The organism is Burkholderia sp. FW306-1C-G01B, from assembly GCF_058781685.1.
This window is the reverse complement of record NZ_JBYSWZ010000010.1, coordinates 40,304-58,404: the sequence shown is the minus strand read 5'-3', so window position 1 is coordinate 58,404 and position 18,101 is coordinate 40,304. Positions and strand designations below refer to the sequence as shown.

The window sequence follows — 18,101 nt, the reverse complement described above, 5'->3', positions numbered from 1 at the left end:
AGGGGCCGCAACACGCGGCGCAGCCGCCGGCCGGGCAACCCGGCCATGACATGCCCGCGCATGCCGGCCGCTTCGGCCTGCGCGACCTGATCCGCCAGGCCGCACGGATGACCGCGCGCGACTGGCGCGCGGGCGAGTTGACGCTGCTCGTACTCGCACTGGTGCTCGCGGTCGCGGCACTGACGAGCGTCGGCTTTCTCGCCGACCGGCTGCGCCAGGGGCTCGAGCGCGACGCGCGCCAGATGCTCGGCGCCGATTTCGTCGTGCGCGCCGACCGTCCCGTCGATCTGTCGTTCGACCGTCAGGCCCGCGCGCTCGGCCTGCGTACCGCGACGACCGCGATTTTCCCGAGCATGATCGCGTCCGCCGCGGGCGGGCAGACGGCCGACGCAGCGCCCGCGCGCCTCGCGGCCGTGAAGGCCGTGTCGCCCGGATATCCGCTGCGCGGCGCCGTCGAGATCCTGCCGGCCGGCGCCGCCGCCGCGCACAAGGCGACCGCGATTCCCGCGCCCGGCACCGTGTGGGCCGACCCCGCGCTGCTCGACGCGCTGCACCTGAAGGCGGGCGATACGGTGCGTGTCGGGCTGCGCACGTTCACGGTCGCCGCATCGATCTCCCGCGAACTCGATCGCGGCTTTTCGTTCGTCAATTTTTCGCCGCGGCTGATGATGCGCGCGGACGAACTCGCCGCGACGGGGCTCACGGGCTACGGCAGCCGCGTCACGTACCGGCTGCTGGTTGCCGGCGATGCGCAGGCCGTCGCGCGCTTCGAAACCTATGCGCACGAGCGCGTCGATGGCGGGAAGCTGCGCGGCGTCGGTCTCGAGTCGTTGCAGGAAGGCCAGCCGCAGGTGCGGCAGACGCTGGATCGCGCGCGCCATTTCCTGACGCTCGTCGCGCTGCTGACCGCGCTGCTCGCGGCGGTCGCGATCGCGATGGCCGCGCAGCGCTACATGCGGCGCCATCTCGACGGCTGCGCGACGATGCGCTGCCTCGGCGTGAGCCGCCGCACGCTCGGCGCACTGTTCGCGCTCGAATTCGTCGGCATCGGGATCGTGTCGGGCGCCGCGGGCGCGGTGCTCGGCTACGGCGGCCACTGGGCGTTGCTGGCCGCGCTCGGCGGCCTGATCGAAGTCGTGCTGCCGCCGCCCACGCTGTGGCCGGCGCTCATCGGCGTGGGTGCCGCGCTCGTGCTGCTGCTCGGCTTCGCGCTGCCGCCGCTCGTGCCGCTCACGCGCGTGCCGCCGGTGCGCGTGCTGCGCCGCGAATGGGGCGATGCGTCGCGCACCGCGTGGGCCGCGTATGCGGTCGGCGTCGTGCTGTTCGCAGGGCTGCTGATCGCGGCCGCCGGCGACCTGAAGCTCGGCCTGATCGTCGCGGGCGGCTTCGCCGGCGCGCTGGTCGGTTTCGCGCTGTTCGCGCGGCTCGTGCTGTTCGCCGCCGCGCGCGCGGTGCGCAACGCGCGCGTGGCCGCGGGCGTCGGCTGGCGCTATGCGCTCGCGTCGCTGCACCGGCGCGGCACGGCCAGCGCGCTGCAGATCACCGCGCTCGCGCTCGGCCTGATGTGCCTGCTGCTGATCGCGATCACGCGCAACGACCTCGTCGCGGGCTGGCGGCAATCGACGCCGCCCGATGCGCCGAACCAGTTCCTGATCGACATCCAGCCCGACCAGCGCGACGATGTCGCGGCCTATCTGGCCGCGCACGGCGTGCGCGACGCGGTGCCCGCGCCGATGGTGCGCGGCCGCCTCGTCGCGATCAACGGCAAGCCGGTGAATCCGGACGCCTATCAGTCCGACGAGGAGCGCCGGCTCGTCGATCGCGAGTTCAACCTGTCGTATACGACCGAGCTGCCGTCCGACAACCGGATCGTCGCAGGCGACTGGTTCGGCACCGCGGCCGCGCCGCAGATCTCGATCGAGGCCGGCCTCGCGAAGATGCTGAACGTGAAGCCGGGCGACACGCTGCGCTTCGACGTGACGGGGCTGACGGTCGACGCGCCGATCACGAGCGTGCGCAAGCTCGACTGGGGCACGTTTCGCGTCAACTTCTTCGTGCTGATGCCGCCGCGGGTGTTGAAGGATTTCCCGGCCGTCTACCTCACGAGCTTCCATCTGCCTGCATCCGATGCCGCGTTGCTCGATCCGCTGATCGCGCGCTACCCGAACCTGACCGCGATCGACGTCGCGCCGATCCTCGCGCAACTGCAGCGGATGATGCTGCAGGTGGTCGGCGCGGTGCAGTTCCTGTTCGCGTTCACGCTGGCGGCCGGCGTGCTCGTGCTGTACACGGCGCTCGCCGGCTCGCGCGACGAGCGGGTGCGCGAAGCCGCGCTGCTGCGCGCGCTCGGCGCGTCGCGCGCGCAGGTCAATGCGGTGCAGCGCGCGGAATTCGTCGTGGTCGGCGTGCTGGCCGGCGCGCTGGCGTCGGCGGGCGCGATCGCGGTCGGCTGGGTGCTCGCGTCGCGCGTGTTCGATTTCCGGCTCGCCGTCGATCCGTGGCTCGTGCCGGCCGGCATCGCGGCCGGCGTCGCGTGCGCCGGTGCGGCCGGCTGGCTGAGCCTGCATAATGTGTTGCGGCGCCCCGCGCTGCAGTCGCTGCGCGACGCATGAGCGTCGCCGGCGGCCCCGAAGATCCCGTTTTCCGACTATCCGTATGACCGATGTGAATGACGATGCGCCGTCGCAGCCGACGGCGTTCGAGCTCGTGGGCGGCGAAGCCCGCGTGCGCGAAATGGTGGACCGCTTCTACGACCTGATGGACCTCGAGCCCGAGTTCGCGCAGATTCGCGCGCTGCACCCGGCATCGCTCGACGGTTCGCGCGACAAGCTGTTCTGGTTCCTGTGCGGCTGGCTCGGCGGGCCCGACCACTACATCGACCGGTTCGGCCATCCGCGGCTGCGCGCGCGGCACCTGCCGTTCCCGATCGCGTCGGTCGAGCGCGACCAGTGGCTGCGCTGCATGGCGTGGGCGATGGAGGATGTCGGGCTGCCCGAGCCGCTGCGCGAGCGGCTCATGCATTCGTTCTACGACACGGCCGACTGGATGCGCAACCGGCCCGGTTGATCGACCGGTACGCCGCTGCCCACGCGCGGGACGATCTGCGTCTGGGCGCGCGCGCCGCGCGGCGCGACACTGGCGGTTTCCCGCAATCGATACGAGGCTCGCCCGATGACGACACAAGCGCTGTTTCGCGAAGACGCGTATCTCACGCGGTGCGACGCGATCGTTCAGGCCGTCGGCGACGACGGCATCCGGCTCGACCGCACCGTGTTTTATCCGCTCGGCGGCGGCCAGGCCGGCGACACCGGCACGCTGACCCTGCCCGACGGCAGCACGATCGGGATCGCCGATACGCGCAAGGCAAAGTTCGACGGCGCGACGCCCGACGACGCCTTGCACGTGCCGGCACCGGGGCAGGAGGCGCGCGTCGCGACGCTCGTGCCCGGCACGCGCGTGGTCGCGGAGATCGACTGGCTGCGCCGCTACCGGCACATGCGCCTGCATACGGCCGCGCACCTGATGTGCGCGGTGCTGCCGTACGCGGTCGACGGCTGCAGCGTGACGGCCGACTATGTGCGGCTCGATTTCGCGACGTCCGAAGCGATCGACCGCGACGACGTCGAGCGGCGCCTCGCCGGCCTGGTCGCCGGCGCGTATCCGGTCACGACCGAATGGATCACCGACGACGAGATGGCCGAGCGGCCCGAACTCGTGCGCACGATGAGCGTGAAGCCGCCGATGGGCCTCGGCCGCGTGCGGCTGCTGCGCATCGAGCAGGTCGACCTGCAGCCGTGCGGCGGCACGCACGTGCGCAACACGTCGGAAATCGGCGACCTGCGCGTCGCGAAACTTGAAAAGAAGAGCGCGCGAACGCGGCGCCTCGTACTGGAGTTTGCATGACGATCGACACCGGGGCGGCGGGCGCGGCGGCGCTGGATCCGCAAGCGCGCGAGATTCTGGATTTCTGGTTCGGCGAACCGGGCTCGGCCGAATTCGGGCAGGAACGCAAGATCTGGTTCAACGGCGGCGCGGCGTTCGACGACGTGCTGCGCACGCGCTACGGCGCGCTGCTCGACGCTGCGTGCGACGGCGCATGCGATCACTGGGCCGGTTCGCCGGAGGGTGCGCTTGCGTTGATCGTCGTGCTCGACCAGTTCTCGCGCAACATCCATCGCGGCACGCCGCGCGCGTTTGCCGCCGATCCGAAGGCACTCGCGCTCGCACGCCGCGTTGTCGCGGCCGGCTGGGATGCGCAACTGCCGAGCGGCCATCACCGCGCGTTCGCGTATCTGCCGTTCGAGCACGACGAGTCGATCGAGAGCCAGCGCGAGGCCGTGCGCCTGTGCGCGGGCATTCGCGGCGAGGCAGGGTGCGAGAGTTATCACCGCTTCGCGTTGCGGCATGCAGCCGTGGTCGAGCGCTTCGGCCGCTTTCCGCACCGGAACGCGATTCTCGGCCGCGAGTCGACCGATGAGGAGACGGCGTTTCTTCGCGAACCCGGTTCGTCGTTCTGATGATCCGGGCGGTCGCATGAGTGACGAGGAGGGGGCAAGCCAGCAGATTCGCGCGGTTGCATTGGCGATCGGCGAAACTGGCCGGCGGCGCTGCTCGGGCGGCCGGTCTCAACCTTTTTGCCGGAGATGAAAGCAGGCAAGACGGCGCGCCGCGCCGTCCTGCGTCACTGCAGGTGCTGTTCGGGCGTGCGCACGTAGACGCGCAGCAGTTCTTCGTTGTCGCCCGGGCGCGCGCCCGTCCAGAACAGTTTCCATTCGCTGCCTGGCGCCGGATCGACGGCCCGCACGCCCTGGACGATCATCCACGTGCAGCGCGTCGTCTTCGCGTCGTCGATCGGCGTGTGCTGGATGCCGGAGAAGTAGTACAGCATCGGCGCTTCCGATTCGCCGAGCCCGTGCAGGCTCGCCATGCAGTCGCCGTCGTTCCATTCGAGCGCGAGATGCGCGTTCAGGTCGTCGAACACCGAGCGGTAGCTCTTCGCGACGTCGAGCCACGGCAGCAGCAGCGTATAGATGAGCCCCCACGCGACGACTGCGCCGGCGCCCCACGACAGCGCGCCGCGCCAGAGGCCCGTCGTGCGCAGCTTCGGCAGCAGCGTCAGCCAGCCGACCGTCAGCGCGAGCGCACCGACCACAAGCGCGGGCTCGATCGGCATCGTCCAGTCGAGCGGCAGCCAGCGGCCGAGCAGCGCGAGATCCGCGCGCGACGCAGCCGGATCGGCCATCACTGCCCAGATGCCCCAGGCGAGTGCGGCGGCCGTACCGAACAGCACGCGGCTGAAGTAATCCCACGCGAGATGCAGTGTGCGCGGAATGCGTTCGATCGCCTGCGCGGCGACCAGCGCGAGCGGTGCGAAGAACGGCAGGATGTAGAGCTGGCGCGACGTTGCGGACACCTGCAGCACCACGAGCCCGACGCCGGCGAACAGCAGGGGCAGCGCGATGCGCGGCGTGCGCCAGTCGCGCCACGCACCGCGCGCGAGCGCGACGATCGCGAGCGGCGCGACCGGGAAGCCGACGAGCAGGAATGCACGCAGGATAAAGAAGGGCTTGTCGTTTTCCGCGCCGAGTTCGGGGACGGAGAAGCCGAAGAAGCGGCCGACGTTGTTGTCCCAGAACCACGTCATGAACAGCGTCTCGGAACGCAGGAACAGCGCGGTCGGCCAGATCAGCGCGAACGGCGCGAACACGAGCGCGGCGACGCCGAGTGCGCGCGCGAACGAGCGGGTGCGGCAGGCCGGGTACAGCACCAGCGCGCCGACGAGCGTGGCCGCGAACACGAGCGGCACGAACAGCCCCTTCGCCATCAGCGCGATGCCGACGCCCGCGCCGAAGACCGGCGCAGCCCAGCGGCCCGACGGCCGGACCGGCAGCCCGTGCCGCATCTGCTGCGCGTGCGCGACGTGCCGCATCACGAGTTCGAGCAGCCCGCAGAAGCCCATTGCCGTGCCGGCGAACAGCGCGACGTCCGTCATCATGTCGTGCATGTGCTTGATGACGACGAGCGTGCCCGCGCTCAGCACGACGGGACCGATCACACGCAGGTCGAACCAGCTGTCGGCGCGGTTGGCGATGCGCGCCGCGCGCGCGATGAAGCCGAACGCGAGTACGGCGAACAGCGCGCTCGCGAGCCGTGCCGCGTCGTGCAACGGCATCACGCGCTGCAGCAGCCACGCGAGGCTGGTCGCGACCCACGCGTAAAGCGGCGGTTTTTCCATGAACGGCAGGCCGGCATTGGTCGGCACGACGAAATCGCCGGTCTCGAGCATGTGCTGGATGATGCCGAACGTGTAGGTTTCGTCCTGTTTCCACGGATCGTGGCCGAGCACGCCGGGCAGCACATACGCGCAGACCAGTGCGGCGGCGAGCAGCCACACGCGCCAGCCGAGCAGGAGCGAGCGGTCGCGCGTGGTGCTGGTCGCGGCGGTCACGGCCATGACGGGCGTGCCGGCGGCTTCAAGCGTCGCGGTGAGGTCGGCGTCGGCGGTTGAACGGGTGTGCGGGGCCGGAGCGGGCACAGACGTGCGTCGCCGGCCGGGCGCTGCGGTTCCAGGCATGGAAAAGATCTCGGGTCGAGTCGAGCCGGTTCGGCGACATGGGCCGGACCGATAAGGGCCGCATCGTGGCGGCAAGAAACAGGCGTTTACGGCGCCTGTCTGGCTGGCCGCTAGTAAATCACGGAACTGTTACGAATGTTTACTGAAGCCGTCACGAAATTGTGGAGATTTGTGGCGCCGTGACGACAGGTCGCTTCGGGTGACGGTTTTGATGTGCCGCGCGTGCGGTTACCGGCCGCCGCCGACGTCGAGCAGGGCGCCCGTCGTGTAGGACGCCGCGTCGCCGAGCAGCCAGACGATCGCTTCGGCGATTTCGTGCGCTTCGCCCGCGCGGCCGAGCGGCGTCTGCGCGCCGAGGCGGGCAGCACGGCCCGGCTGACCGCCGCTCGCGTGGATTTCGGTCTCGATCAGGCCGGGGCGCACCGCGTTGACGCGCACGCCGTGCGGGCCGAGTTCCTTTGCAAGACCGATCGTCAGCGAATCGACCGCGCCTTTCGAGCCCGCGTAGTCGACGTATTCGTTCGGCGAGCCGAGCCGCGAGGCGATCGACGAGACGTTGACGATCGCGCCGCCCTGGCCGCCGCGGTCGGTGGACAGCCGGCGCGCGGCTTCGCGCGCGCACAGGTACGCGCCGAGCACGTTGGTGTCGAACATCCGCCGCAACCGGTCGGCCGGCATGTCGGCGAGCGGCATCGACGGCGCAACGATGCCCGCGTTGTTGACGAGCGCGTCGAGGCGTCCGAACGCGGCCGCGACGGTGTCGAACATCGCGACGACGTCGGCTTCGTTCGCGACGTCGCCCGCGATGACGCACGCACGGCCGCCCGCATCGCGGACGGCCTGCGCGGTGCGTTCGGCTGCCGCCGCGTCGCGCGCGTAGTTGATGCCGACGTCCCAGCCGTGTTCGGCCGCGAGCACGGCGGTCGCGCGGCCGATGCCGCGGCTCGCGCCGGTGACGAGGACGGCCTTGCGGCCGGACGGTGCGGTCATCGTGTGCGGCTCCCTGGGACGGTTACTTCGCTGCGTCGGGCGCCCACTTGTCGCGGGCGGGCGGTTGATAGCGGCGCAGCCGCTCGATCAGTTCGACCGGTTCCGAATCGACGCACAGCGCGTCGAAATAGGCCGGGCGCATGAAACCCTCGTCGACCGTATGACGCAGCAGCGCGATCAGCGGATCGTAGAACGAATCGATGTTGTAGAGCGCGACGGGCTTGCGGTGATAGCCGAGCTGCGCCCACGTATAGACCTCGAAGAGCTCCTCGAGCGTGCCGGCGCCGCCGGGCATCGCGACGAACGCGTCCGAGAGGTCGGCCATCATTTTCTTGCGGTGGTGCATGTCGGGCACGACGTGCAGTTCCGACAGCCCCGTATGGCCGACTTCCTTGTCGACGAGCAGTTCGGGAATCACGCCGACCGCACGGCCGCCGGCCGCCATCACTTCGTCGGCGATCACGCCCATCAGGCCGACACGGCCGCCGCCGTACACGAGCGTCAGGCCGGCACCGACGAGCGCGCGGCCGAATGCGCGCGCGGCGTCGGCATAGACGGGCCGCACGCCGGACGACGAGCCGCAGTAAACGCAGACTGCCTTCATTGCTTGGAATCCTTGGCGGGGGCCTGCCCAACGGCGACCGGCCCGCCGGGGGGGCGCGGCGACCCGTCGCGCGGCGGCAGGTAGTCGGTGAACTGGCGCTTCGGCAGCTTGCCGGAGACCAGGTCGTCGAACAGCTGGCGCGAACGGCCGCGCAGGTACGGCGCCATCACGGAGATCACGTGCATGCTGACCTGGTGCAGTTCCTCGCGAATCGCGTCCTGGTCGTTGTACTTGCGCGGATGCATCACGTACTGATACGACAGCCAGTACGTCGAAATGACGGCCATGTTGGTGGCGATGACTTCGATCTCGGCGGGCGTCGCGACCATCTCGGCGTCGGACACGAGCAGCTCGCACATCTCGCGCGCGAAGCGCACCTTGTGGCTGATGATCTGCTTGAAGTGCGTCTCGAGCGTGCGGTTGCGGGCGAGCAGGTCGTTGAGGTCGCGATACAGGAACCGGTAGGTCCACATGAAATCGGCCATGTACTGCAGGTACGACCAGGTTTCGTCGATCGTCGGACGATGATCTTCGGGAAAGCGCAGCCGCCGTTCGATCTGCTGCTCGAACTGCGCGAAGATGCTGTTGATGATGTCGTCCTTGTTGCGGAAATGGTAGTACAGGTTGCCTGGACTGATTTCCATTTCCTCGGCGATCGTCGTGGTCGTGACGTTCGGCTCGCCGATCTCGTTGAAGAGTTTCAACGACAACTCGAGAATCCGTTCGCGGGTGCGGCGGGGAGGTTTCGCTTCCATGTCGTCCGGCCCTGTGTGTGCCGGACTGGCGGGCGCTGCAATCGATGCTGCGGGATTCGTCCGGCGCGGGTTGCTGTTCTATGTCTGGCGGACGATTATAAACCGGGGTTTCGCCACATCGGGCGCATTTCGTGATCGCGGCCCCGTGCGACGGATGGTGCAGCGCCGCACGCGGGCGATGCGCAACGCGCGCGGCGGGCCGCCGGCTAGAAGCCGAGCCAGTGCGCGACGACCGGGCCGAGCACGAAGCCCCAGGTCGTCACGCACGCGAACAGCGCGACCGTCACGGCCGCGCTGCCGAGGTCCTTCGCGCGTTTGGAAAGTTCATGGCGTTCGAGCGAGATGCGGTCGATCGCGGCCTCGACGCTCGAGTTCAGCAGTTCGACGATCAGCACCAGCAGCACCGAGGCGATCAGCAGCGCGCGCGATGCGGCCGGCACCGGCGCGAACGCGCCGATCGGGAGCATCAGCGCGGCGAGCGTGAGTTCCTGGCGAAACGCGCTCTCCTCGCGGATCGCGACACGAAAGCCGTTCAGCGAATGCTTGAGCGCGTACCATGCGCGCGTGATGCCGCGGTGGCGCTTGTACGGATTCGGCGGCAGCGGCGTCAGTTGATCGTCGGGGCCGAGCGGCTCGGACGCGTGCGCATCCGTGTCGCCATGCGGCTCTTCCTCGTCGAACGGGCGATGCCGTTGCTGTGTCGCGGCGGGGGGAGGGGTCTTGTCGTTCAGGTCTCGTTTCAAACGGCGGCACCTTCGGCTGGCGAGTACGCGGTTTTCGGCAGCGGCTTCAGATGCGATGCGAACTGCTCGGACGCCGCGCGCCACGAGAAGCGTTCCGCCCACGCGCGCGCGGTCGTGCGTTCGATCTTCAGCGCTTCGAGGCAGGCTTCCTGCAGGTCCTCGTGCATCGCACCGGCGTCGCCGCCGCTGAGCACGTCGATCGGGCCCGTGACGGGATACGCGGCAACCGGCGTGCCGCACGCGAGCGCCTCGAGCAGCACGAGGCCGAACGTGTCGGTGCGACTCGGGAACACGAACACGTCGGCCGCAGCATACACCTTCGCGAGTTCGGCCTGCGACAGCACGCCGAGATAGTTCGCCTCCGGATAGCGCGACTTCAGCTCGGCGAGCGCGGGGCCTTCGCCCGCGACCCATTTCGAGCCGGGCAGGTCGAGACGCAGGAACGCCTCGACGTTCTTTTCGATCGCGACACGGCCCACGTACAGGAAGATCGGCCGCGCGGTGTTGAGCACCTTCGACTCCATCGGGCGGAAGATGTCGAGATCGACGCCGCGGGTCCACAGCACGACGTTCGTGAAGCCGAACTTCTCGAGGTCTTCCTTGACGACCGGCGTCGGCGCCATCACCGCAAGCGACGGGCCGTGGAACCAGTGCAGGAAGCGGTAGGTCGCGGCCAGCGGAATGCCGAAGCGCGCCTGCACGTATTCCGGAAAGCGCGTGTGATACGCGGTCGTGTACGGCAGTTTGCGCGAGCGCGCGTAGCGTCGCGCGGCGAGGCCGAGCGGGCCTTCGGTCGCGATGTGCAGCGCGTCCGGTGCGAACGCGTCGATCCGTGCGCGCAGCTTGCGGTACGGCAGGATCGACAGGCGAATCTCGGGGTAGGTCGGGCAGGGCACCGTGCGGAATTCCAGCGGCGTCAGCAGTTCGACGCGGTGGCCGAGCGCCGCGAGTTCGCGCGACGTGCTCTTCAGCGTGCGCACGACGCCGTTGACCTGCGGTTCCCACGCGTCGGTGACGATCATGATCTTCATCGCGGCATTGTCCTGTAAGTAGGGTTGTGTCAGGCAGTGGCCTTGGCCTTGCGCGACGTGGTCTCCGACGGTGCGGTGCGCATCACCGTCCAGTAGACGATCTTCAGTTCGCCTTCCATCGTTTCGACGAGCGCGGACAGGCTTTCGACCCAGTCGCCGTCGTTGCAGTACAGCACGCCGTCGATATCGCGGATCTCCGCCTTGTGAATGTGACCGCACACGACGCCGTCGCAGCCGCGGCGGCGCGCCTCGTCGGTCATCACGGTCTCGAATTGCGAGATGAAGTTGACCGCGTTCTTGACCTGGTGCTTCAGGTACTGCGACAGCGACCAGTACTGGAAGCCGAGCCGGCTGCGGATCCGGTTGAACCAGCGGTTCAGCACGAGGATCAGCGTGTAGAGCGTGTCGCCGAGATACGCGAGCCATTTCGCGTGCTGGATCACGCCGTCGAACAGGTCGCCGTGCACGATCCACAAACGTTTGCCCGCGAGCGTCGTGTGGAACGCCTCGCCGCGCACCTGGATATCGCCGAACGCGAGGTCGCAGAACTGCCGCGCGCCTTCGTCGTGGTTACCGGGGATGTAGACGACCTGCGTGCCCTTGCGCGCCTTGCGCAGGATCTTCTGCACGACGTCGTTGTGCGCCTGCGGCCAGTACCAGCCTTTCTTCAACTGCCAGCCGTCGATGATGTCGCCGACGAGGTACAGGTATTCCGAATCGTTGTGACGCAGGAAGTCGAGCAGGTACGGCGCCTGGCATCCGCTCGAGCCGAGGTGGATGTCGGACAGCCAGATGGTGCGGTAGCGATGCGCGGACGGGTCGGGGTCGTCGTGCCGCGTGGCGTGTACGGCAGGTGGTTCTTGCGACGCCAGGCCATCGGATGCGCCCGAGCCTGACAGGAAAGCGGTGGCGGCGCGAGCGCCGAGCGGGTGACGGAACAGGGAGGTCGCGGACGGTTTCTGGCCCATGCATGACTCGCGCCGGTTGACATTACCGGCATTCCGCCATGCGGGCGTGACTGTGCCGTGACAGTCACGAGACGTTCTTATTACGACCTATGCAGGGTGTTTAGCAGTGAATGAAAGGCGTTGTGTAATCTGCCGCACCGAACGGTCGGCGGTTGTCCGGCAGGCGCGTCGGGCGACGCGGGAAAGGCTTGGACGAACTGATTTCGTCTGGCGAATGCGGCGCGTCAGCGCGGCATGGCGACGACGCGCGTGCGCGCGATCCGGTCGTGCGGAAACTGGCGGCCGGCGTGCAGCCGGGCGGCGCCGGCCCACGCGACGATCCACGCGGCGGTGAGCGCCAGCGTGACGGGCACCGACAGGCCGAGGAGCGGATGCAGCGCGAGCGGCGGCAGGAACCACAGCCAGCCGAGCGCATAGCGCACGAGCGCATGGCCGGCGCTCAGCGGCCGGCCGCTCGACGATTCGAGCCGCAGCCGCCAGGTCTTCATCGGCAGCGTCTGGCCGCCGTGGGTCCAGAACCAGACGAAATACGCGCCGACGACGAGCGCGATCCACGCGGCGAGCAGGTTGTGATGGACGAGGCCGTTGCGCTGCTGCGTCGCGAGACTGAACGCGAGCCCCGCGAAGAACACGACGCCGAACAGCAGCACGCCTTCGTAGAGCAGCGCGGCGAGGCGCCGCCGCACCGACGGCGCGGCGGCCGGAGTCTTGGGTGCGCGGGCGTTCGCCACGGCCGCTCAGGAGCCCCTGAACAGCGAAGGTGCGTCGGCGGGCGACACCGGTGCCACCGCAGCGGGCACCGACGCGGCGCCGGCCGTCGACGACGCGGGCACCGGCGGCACGGAGGCGCTGGCCGAGGCGGGCGCCGGTGCGGGGGCTGCACCGCTTGCCGGGTGCTCGTGCGAATTGACGAGGCGGCGAACGTCACGGTCGGCGACGGTCGGCGGCGCGCTGACGACGCTCGGCCGGCGGCGGCGCTCGGCGGCCGCGAGACGTTCCTTCTGTTCCTCGGGGAGTTGCTGGTAGGCCTTCCACGCGCGCTCGCGCGCCTGCGCGGAAAGCTCCTTCGCGCTCTGGTAGTTCTCGCGCGCGACGCGGCGCTGCTCGGGCGTCATCCGCGCCCATTCGGACATCCGGTCCTGCAGGCGCTTTTGATCATCGGGCGTCAATTTCGCGAAACGTGACGCGATCTTCAGCCATTTGCGCTTGCGGGCGTCGCTGAAGCCGTCCCACTGGTCGGCGAACGGCGCGAGTGCCGCGTGCTGCGCCGGCGTGAGGCGCGCCCACGACAGCGGACCGGTGGCGGCCGGCAGCGGCAGTGGCAGCGGCGGGAGGTCGGCGGTCAGCCCGGTCGCGGCCGATGCGGGCGCGGCAGGGCTGGTGGCCGCGACGGTAGTCGTCGCGGGGGGCGGGTGGAATCGCGAATACGTGGCGACGTAGGAAACGGCGATCGCGATCACGCATCCGAAAAATACGGCCAGGCCGCGCTTCTGACTCACCCGTGCGATCCCCTCGTTATTGTCTGTTAGCGAGCGTGCGAAAGATACGCGTTGAACCCGTGATCGAGATACGCGTTGAGCGGCAGGTCGTCGCTGAGCATCGCCGCGTCGATGTCGGCGAGTTCGGCGGTGCGCTGCATGTCTTCCCAGTAGGCGATGCCGATGAGCCCCGCGAGCAGCAGTGCGAGCGGCCACGCGCGCAGCAGGCGGCGCGCGAACGACGCGTACGGGCGGCCGGCCTGCGGGAGGCTCGTGGGCGCCGGGCCGTAGGCGCCGGCCGCGCCGGCGAAGGCCGGCACGAACACCGGCGCGGTCGCGGGCTCGGGCTTCTTGCGCGCGAGCGCAGCCCGGCGGGCGACGGCCAGCCGATCGGTGGTCGCGGCAGGCAGTGCGGCCGCGCGCTCGTCCAGCGCGCGGCGCACCTTCAGCGCGAATTCGTGTTCTCGGTTTGCGGGAGCGGAGCTCATAGCGTGATTCCTTTGGCCTTGAGCGCTTGCGCCAGGGTGTGGGTGGCTCGTGAGCAGTGCGTCTTGACGCTGCCTTCGGAGCACCCCATTGCGGCGGCAGTCTCGGCGACATCCATATCTTCCCAATAACGCATCAGGAACGCTTCCCGTTGACGCGCCGGAAGTTTCTGGATTTCTTCGTCGATCAGGGCCAGAACCTGCTCTCTTTCGAGGCGGTGCTCGCTGCTCTCGACGCCCGCGTTGTCGTTCGCGGATTCGAGCGTTTCGAGCGGGTCGAAGTCTTCGTCGTCGGTGTTGTTCAGCGACGAGAAGAGCGTGACCCAGGTGTTGCGGACCTTCTGCCGACGGAACCAGTCGTGGATCGCGTTCTGCAGGATCCGCTGAAAAAGCAGCGGCAGCTCCGCCGCCGGCCGGTCGCCGTATTTTTCGGCCAGCTTGATCATCGCGTCCTGCACGATGTCGAGCGACGCATCGTCGTCACGCACCGCGTACGCAGCCTGCTTGAACGCGCGCCTTTCGACGCCCGCCAGAAAGTCGGCGAGTTCCTTGTCTGATGCCATTCCGTGAAGGTATGCGCTGCGGACCGCTGCGTGGTGTAAAAGGTCGAAAAATTTCGTAAAACCCGCGGATGCTAACAAATTTTCGCTCTGGTTGGCACCGGGTTGGGCGCCGCGCGTTGCGCGCGAGCCGCGACGGTGGGGTGCCGGGCGGCGCGCATGATGCGGTGCGGGATATTTTGCTTGACGACCTAATCACGACCCGCTATCGTCAGCGATTCGCAACATGAAGTGATGGTCTCATTTGAGGCTGGCCCAAGAAGCCCGCCCTTCAAACTGGACGCGCCGCTTGAACCCGAGCCACAAGCCCGGCAGAGAGCACCCGATCAATTTTTTGCCGAAAATTCGAAAGGTCAAAATGAACATGCCCAGCGCGGAATTCTCCACGTCGGAACCCCTTTCCCCTCCCGATAGCGACTCCATCGGCGCCACCGTGCTCATGAAGGCACTGGCCGACGAGAACGTCGAATTCATCTGGGGCTACCCCGGCGGCTCGGTTCTCTATATCTACGACGAGCTTTACAAGCAGGACAAGATTCAGCACGTGCTGGTGCGCCATGAACAGGCGGCCGTGCACGCAGCCGATGCGTATGCGCGTTCCACCGGCAATGTCGGCGTCTGCCTCGTGACGTCGGGCCCGGGCGTCACCAACGCGGTGACCGGCATCGCGACGGCGTACATGGATTCGATCCCGATGGTCGTGATCAGCGGCCAGGTGCCGACTGCCGCGATCGGCCAGGATGCATTCCAGGAGTGCGACACGGTCGGCATCACGCGTCCGTGCGTGAAGCACAACTTCCTCGTGAAGGACGTGCGCGAGCTCGCGGAAACCGTCAAGAAGGCGTTCTATATCGCCCGCACCGGCCGTCCGGGCCCGGTGCTGATCGACATCCCGAAGGACATCTCGAAGACGCCGTGCCAGTACGAGCCGGTCAAGAGCGTGTCGCTGCGTTCGTACAACCCCGTCACGAAAGGCCATTCGGGCCAGATCCGCAAGGCCGTGTCGCTGCTGCTGACGGCGAAGCGTCCCTATATCTACACGGGCGGCGGCATCATCCTCGCCGACGCGTCGCGCGAACTGAACCAGTTCGCGGACCTGCTCGGCTACCCGGTCACGAACACGCTGATGGGCCTGGGCGGCTATCGCGCGTCGGACAAGAAATTCCTCGGCATGCTCGGCATGCACGGCACCTACGAAGCGAACATGGCGATGCAGCACTGCGACGTGCTGATCGCGATCGGTGCCCGCTTCGACGACCGCGTGATCGGCGACCCGGCGCACTTCGCGTCGCGTCCGCGCAAGATCATCCACATCGACATCGACCCGTCGTCGATCTCGAAGCGCGTGAAGGTCGACATCCCGATCGTCGGCGACGTGAAGGAAGTGCTGAAGGAGCTGATCGAGCAACTGCAGACGGCCGAGCATGGCCCCGACACCGAGGCGCTCGCGCAATGGTGGAAGGACATCGAGGGCTGGCGCGCGAAGGACTGCCTGAAGTTCGACCGCGAAAGCGAGATCATCAAGCCGCAGTACGTGGTCGAGAAGGCGTGGGAGCTGACGGACGGCAATGCGTTCGTGTGCTCGGACGTCGGCCAGCACCAGATGTGGGCCGCGCAGTTCTACCGCTTCAACAAGCCGCGTCGCTGGATCAACTCCGGCGGCCTCGGCACGATGGGCTTCGGCCTGCCGGCAGCGATGGGCGTCAAGATGGCGCACCCGGACGACGACGTGTTGTGCATCACGGGCGAAGGCTCGATCCAGATGTGCATCCAGGAACTGTCGACCTGCCTGCAGTACGACACGCCCGTGAAGATCATTTCGCTGAACAACCGCTACCTCGGCATGGTTCGCCAGTGGCAGCAGATCGAATACAGCAAGCGCTATTCGCATTCGTACATGGATGCGCTGCCCGATTTCGTGAAGCTCGCCGAAGCGTACGGCCATGTCGGCATGCGGATCGAAAAGACCTCGGATGTGGAGCCGGCGCTGAAGGAAGCGCTGCGCCTGAAGGATCGCACCGTGTTTCTCGACTTCCAGACCGATCCGACCGAAAACGTCTGGCCGATGGTACAGGCCGGCAAGGGCATCACCGAGATGCTGCTCGGATCGGAAGATCTGTAACGGCGCGACGCGCGCTTGAGCCCGATGCGGCCGCCTTCACGAAGGGCGGTGCGGCACGCGGCGGCGCGCGGCGCGAGTGAATCGACACGGACACATTCTGGAAGAAGCGAACATGAGACACATCATTTCCGTCCTGCTGGAGAACGAACCGGGCGCGCTGTCGCGCGTGGTCGGTCTGTTTTCCGCACGCGGCTACAACATCGAAACCTTGACGGTGGCGCCGACCGAAGACCAATCGCTGTCGCGGCTCACCATCGTTTCCATTGGCTCCGACGACGTGATCGAACAGATCACGAAGCATCTGAACCGCCTGATCGAGGTGGTGAAAGTGGTGGACCTGACCGACGGTGCACACATCGAACGCGAGCTGATGCTGATCAAGGTACGTGCAGTGGGCAAGGAGCGCGAAGAAATGAAGCGGATGTCGGACATTTTCCGCGGCCGCATCATCGACGTGACCGAAAAGACCTACACGATCGAATTGACGGGCGCGAGCGACAAGCTCGACGCATTCATCCAGGGGCTGGACGCGAGCGCGATCCTCGAGACCGTGCGCACCGGCAGCTCCGGCATCGGACGCGGCGAGCGCATCCTGAAGGTTTGATGCCGAAAATGCCGAAGAGGCACGCCGGGTGCGCCGTCATGTCCCGGCCCGCAGTACTCCATCCGAACGAATTGTTGAATTTTTGAATTAGCGAAGGAACCATCATGAACGTTTTCTACGACAAAGACGCCGACCTCTCCCTCATCAAGGGCAAGCAAGTCACGATCATCGGCTACGGCTCGCAAGGCCATGCACACGCGCTGAACCTGAAGGAAAGCGGCGTGAACGTGACGGTCGGCCTGCGCAAGGGCGGCGCGTCGTGGAGCAAGGCCGAAAACGCCGGCCTGTCGGTCAAGGAAGTCGCGGAAGCGGTGAAGGGCGCGGACGTCGTCATGATGCTGCTGCCGGACGAGCAGATCGCCGACGTGTACGCGAAGGAAGTGCATGCCAACATCAAGCAGGGCGCGGCACTGGCGTTCGCACACGGCTTCAACGTCCACTACGGCCAGGTGATCCCGCGCGCCGACCTCGACGTGATCATGATCGCGCCGAAGGCACCGGGCCACACCGTGCGCGGCACGTACTCGCAAGGTGGCGGCGTGCCGCACCTGATCGCGGTTGCGCAGAACAAGTCGGGCGCGGCACGCGACATCGCGCTGTCGTACGCGGCAGCGAACGGCGGCGGCCGTGCAGGCATCATCGAGACGAACTTCCGTGAAGAAACCGAAACCGACCTGTTCGGCGAGCAGGCCGTGCTGTGCGGCGGTACCGTCGAGCTGATCAAGGCAGGTTTCGAGACGCTGGTCGAAGCAGGCTACGCGCCGGAAATGGCGTACTTCGAGTGCCTGCACGAACTGAAGCTGATCGTCGACCTGATCTACGAAGGCGGCATCGCGAACATGAACTACTCGATCTCGAACAACGCCGAGTACGGCGAGTACGTGACGGGCCCGCGCGTCGTCACGGAAGAGACGAAGAAGGCGATGAAGCAGTGCCTGACCGACATCCAGACGGGCGAGTACGCGAAGAGCTTCATTCTCGAGAACAAGGCAGGCGCTCCGACGCTGCAATCGCGCCGCCGCCTGACGGCCGAGCACCAGATCGAGCAGGTCGGCGCGAAGCTGCGCGCGATGATGCCGTGGATCGCGAAGAACAAGCTCGTCGACCAGACGAAGAACTAAGCACCGCGTGCTGTTCCGGCCCTTCGAGTGGAGGGTCGGCATCAAAAAGCCGTCCGAAGGCAGCAG

18 protein-coding genes are annotated in these 18,101 nt (G+C 67.7%); 7 read left to right on the top strand and 11 right to left on the bottom strand.

All coding sequences use genetic code 11. From position 1 onward, the window contains the following. Nucleotides 1-50: 50 nt before the first annotated feature. The 4 genes from AC3WLY_RS20610 (at nucleotide 51) to AC3WLY_RS20595 (ending at nucleotide 4,517) form a co-directional block, all read left to right on the top strand. Nucleotides 51-2,612 (top strand): ABC transporter permease, encoded by a 2,562-nt coding sequence (locus AC3WLY_RS20610; protein ID WP_175962872.1) that lies wholly within the window; start codon nucleotides 51-53, stop codon nucleotides 2,610-2,612. A 43-nt stretch (nucleotides 2,613-2,655) separates the two neighbouring features. Next, complete coding sequence (locus AC3WLY_RS20605; RefSeq protein ID WP_017331548.1) at nucleotides 2,656-3,066, top strand: group II truncated hemoglobin; 411 nt, start codon at nucleotides 2,656-2,658, stop codon at nucleotides 3,064-3,066. Between the two features lie 105 nt (nucleotides 3,067-3,171). Beyond that, the gene (locus AC3WLY_RS20600; protein WP_175962873.1) at nucleotides 3,172-3,903 is read left to right on the top strand and encodes an alanyl-tRNA editing protein; all 732 of its coding nucleotides are present in this window, start codon (nucleotides 3,172-3,174) and stop codon (nucleotides 3,901-3,903) included. Then, nucleotides 3,900-4,517 carry a DUF924 family protein gene (locus AC3WLY_RS20595; protein WP_175962874.1) on the top strand — a complete coding sequence of 206 codons (618 nt, stop codon included), beginning with the start codon at nucleotides 3,900-3,902 and terminating at the stop codon, nucleotides 4,515-4,517. Before AC3WLY_RS20600 ends, AC3WLY_RS20595 begins: the two co-directional genes overlap by 4 nt. Before the next feature lie 164 nt (nucleotides 4,518-4,681). Here AC3WLY_RS20595 and AC3WLY_RS20590 read toward each other — a convergent pair whose 3' ends face one another. From AC3WLY_RS20590 to AC3WLY_RS20540, 11 genes are all read right to left on the bottom strand, one after another. Next, nucleotides 4,682-6,574 carry an ArnT family glycosyltransferase gene (locus AC3WLY_RS20590; protein ID WP_492310008.1) on the bottom strand — a complete coding sequence of 631 codons (1,893 nt, stop codon included), beginning with the start codon at nucleotides 6,572-6,574 and terminating at the stop codon, nucleotides 4,682-4,684. Nucleotides 6,575-6,802: 228 nt separating this feature from the next. Next, the gene (locus AC3WLY_RS20585; protein WP_492310009.1) at nucleotides 6,803-7,564 is read right to left on the bottom strand and encodes an SDR family oxidoreductase; all 762 of its coding nucleotides are present in this window, start codon (nucleotides 7,562-7,564) and stop codon (nucleotides 6,803-6,805) included. A 22-nt stretch (nucleotides 7,565-7,586) separates the two neighbouring features. Further along, nucleotides 7,587-8,168, bottom strand: coding sequence for an LOG family protein (locus AC3WLY_RS20580; RefSeq protein ID WP_034184865.1), 582 nt, complete (start codon nucleotides 8,166-8,168; stop codon nucleotides 7,587-7,589). Continuing rightward, nucleotides 8,165-8,923 carry a TetR/AcrR family transcriptional regulator gene (locus AC3WLY_RS20575; RefSeq protein ID WP_492310010.1) on the bottom strand — a complete coding sequence of 253 codons (759 nt, stop codon included), beginning with the start codon at nucleotides 8,921-8,923 and terminating at the stop codon, nucleotides 8,165-8,167. The genes AC3WLY_RS20580 and AC3WLY_RS20575 overlap by 4 nt, the downstream gene beginning before the upstream one ends. 206 nt (nucleotides 8,924-9,129) lie before the next feature. Beyond that, nucleotides 9,130-9,666: a diacylglycerol kinase gene (locus AC3WLY_RS20570; protein WP_034184867.1), complete on the bottom strand. Its 537-nt coding sequence runs from the start codon at nucleotides 9,664-9,666 to the stop codon at nucleotides 9,130-9,132. Beyond that, nucleotides 9,663-10,697, bottom strand: coding sequence for a glycosyltransferase family 4 protein (locus tag AC3WLY_RS20565; RefSeq protein ID WP_310138616.1), 1,035 nt, complete (start codon nucleotides 10,695-10,697; stop codon nucleotides 9,663-9,665). Before AC3WLY_RS20565 ends, AC3WLY_RS20570 begins: the two co-directional genes overlap by 4 nt. A gap of 29 nt (nucleotides 10,698-10,726) precedes the next feature. After that, nucleotides 10,727-11,665, bottom strand: a complete 939-nt coding sequence (locus tag AC3WLY_RS20560; RefSeq protein WP_175962879.1) for a UDP-2,3-diacylglucosamine diphosphatase — start codon at nucleotides 11,663-11,665, stop codon at nucleotides 10,727-10,729. 224 nt (nucleotides 11,666-11,889) lie between these two features. After that, a complete protein-coding gene (locus AC3WLY_RS20555) occupies nucleotides 11,890-12,396 on the bottom strand; it encodes an RDD family protein (protein ID WP_175962880.1) in 507 nt (168 codons plus the stop codon). 6 nt (nucleotides 12,397-12,402) lie between these two features. Continuing rightward, a complete protein-coding gene (locus AC3WLY_RS20550) occupies nucleotides 12,403-13,164 on the bottom strand; it encodes a DUF3106 domain-containing protein (RefSeq protein ID WP_175962881.1) in 762 nt (253 codons plus the stop codon). 26 nt (nucleotides 13,165-13,190) lie between these two features. Next, nucleotides 13,191-13,631: a DUF3619 family protein gene (locus AC3WLY_RS20545; protein ID WP_175962882.1), complete on the bottom strand. Its 441-nt coding sequence runs from the start codon at nucleotides 13,629-13,631 to the stop codon at nucleotides 13,191-13,193. Further along, on the bottom strand, nucleotides 13,628-14,191 hold the full coding sequence (locus AC3WLY_RS20540) for an RNA polymerase sigma factor (protein WP_175962883.1): 564 nt from the start codon (nucleotides 14,189-14,191) through the stop codon (nucleotides 13,628-13,630). Before AC3WLY_RS20540 ends, AC3WLY_RS20545 begins: the two co-directional genes overlap by 4 nt. 355 nt (nucleotides 14,192-14,546) lie before the next feature. Here AC3WLY_RS20540 and AC3WLY_RS20535 point away from each other — a divergent pair, with 355 nt between their 5' ends. The 3 genes from AC3WLY_RS20535 to ilvC all read left to right on the top strand — a co-directional run bounded on the left by AC3WLY_RS20535 (nucleotide 14,547) and on the right by ilvC (nucleotide 18,035). Then, nucleotides 14,547-16,310 (top strand): acetolactate synthase 3 catalytic subunit, encoded by a 1,764-nt coding sequence (locus tag AC3WLY_RS20535; protein ID WP_175962884.1) that lies wholly within the window; start codon nucleotides 14,547-14,549, stop codon nucleotides 16,308-16,310. A gap of 112 nt (nucleotides 16,311-16,422) precedes the next feature. Beyond that, on the top strand, nucleotides 16,423-16,914 hold the full coding sequence (ilvN, locus tag AC3WLY_RS20530) for an acetolactate synthase small subunit (RefSeq protein WP_006750445.1): 492 nt from the start codon (nucleotides 16,423-16,425) through the stop codon (nucleotides 16,912-16,914). 104 nt (nucleotides 16,915-17,018) lie between these two features. Then, entirely contained in the window at nucleotides 17,019-18,035 is a 1,017-nt protein-coding gene (ilvC, locus tag AC3WLY_RS20525; protein WP_047898620.1) for a ketol-acid reductoisomerase, read from the top strand. Nucleotides 18,036-18,101 lie beyond the last annotated feature (66 nt).

Bases quoted from the DNA above. Each gene is read 5' to 3' on its own strand.
- AC3WLY_RS20610 (WP_175962872.1), top strand. From the start codon at position 51: ATGCCCGCGCATGCCGGCCGCTTCGGCCTGCGCGACCTGATCCGCCAG.
- AC3WLY_RS20605 (WP_017331548.1), top strand. From the start codon at position 2,656: ATGACCGATGTGAATGACGATGCGCCGTCGCAGCCGACGGCGTTCGAG.
- AC3WLY_RS20600 (WP_175962873.1), top strand. From the start codon at position 3,172: ATGACGACACAAGCGCTGTTTCGCGAAGACGCGTATCTCACGCGGTGC.
- AC3WLY_RS20595 (WP_175962874.1), top strand. From the start codon at position 3,900: ATGACGATCGACACCGGGGCGGCGGGCGCGGCGGCGCTGGATCCGCAA.
- AC3WLY_RS20590 (WP_492310008.1), bottom strand. From the start codon at position 6,574: ATGCCTGGAACCGCAGCGCCCGGCCGGCGACGCACGTCTGTGCCCGCT.
- AC3WLY_RS20585 (WP_492310009.1), bottom strand. From the start codon at position 7,564: ATGACCGCACCGTCCGGCCGCAAGGCCGTCCTCGTCACCGGCGCGAGC.
- AC3WLY_RS20580 (WP_034184865.1), bottom strand. From the start codon at position 8,168: ATGAAGGCAGTCTGCGTTTACTGCGGCTCGTCGTCCGGCGTGCGGCCC.
- AC3WLY_RS20575 (WP_492310010.1), bottom strand. From the start codon at position 8,923: ATGGAAGCGAAACCTCCCCGCCGCACCCGCGAACGGATTCTCGAGTTG.
- AC3WLY_RS20565 (WP_310138616.1), bottom strand. From the start codon at position 10,697: ATGAAGATCATGATCGTCACCGACGCGTGGGAACCGCAGGTCAACGGC.
- AC3WLY_RS20560 (WP_175962879.1), bottom strand. From the start codon at position 11,665: ATGGGCCAGAAACCGTCCGCGACCTCCCTGTTCCGTCACCCGCTCGGC.
- AC3WLY_RS20545 (WP_175962882.1), bottom strand. From the start codon at position 13,631: ATGAGCTCCGCTCCCGCAAACCGAGAACACGAATTCGCGCTGAAGGTG.
- AC3WLY_RS20540 (WP_175962883.1), bottom strand. From the start codon at position 14,191: ATGGCATCAGACAAGGAACTCGCCGACTTTCTGGCGGGCGTCGAAAGG.
- AC3WLY_RS20535 (WP_175962884.1), top strand. From the start codon at position 14,547: ATGAACATGCCCAGCGCGGAATTCTCCACGTCGGAACCCCTTTCCCCT.
- ilvN (WP_006750445.1), top strand. From the start codon at position 16,423: ATGAGACACATCATTTCCGTCCTGCTGGAGAACGAACCGGGCGCGCTG.
- ilvC (WP_047898620.1), top strand. From the start codon at position 17,019: ATGAACGTTTTCTACGACAAAGACGCCGACCTCTCCCTCATCAAGGGC.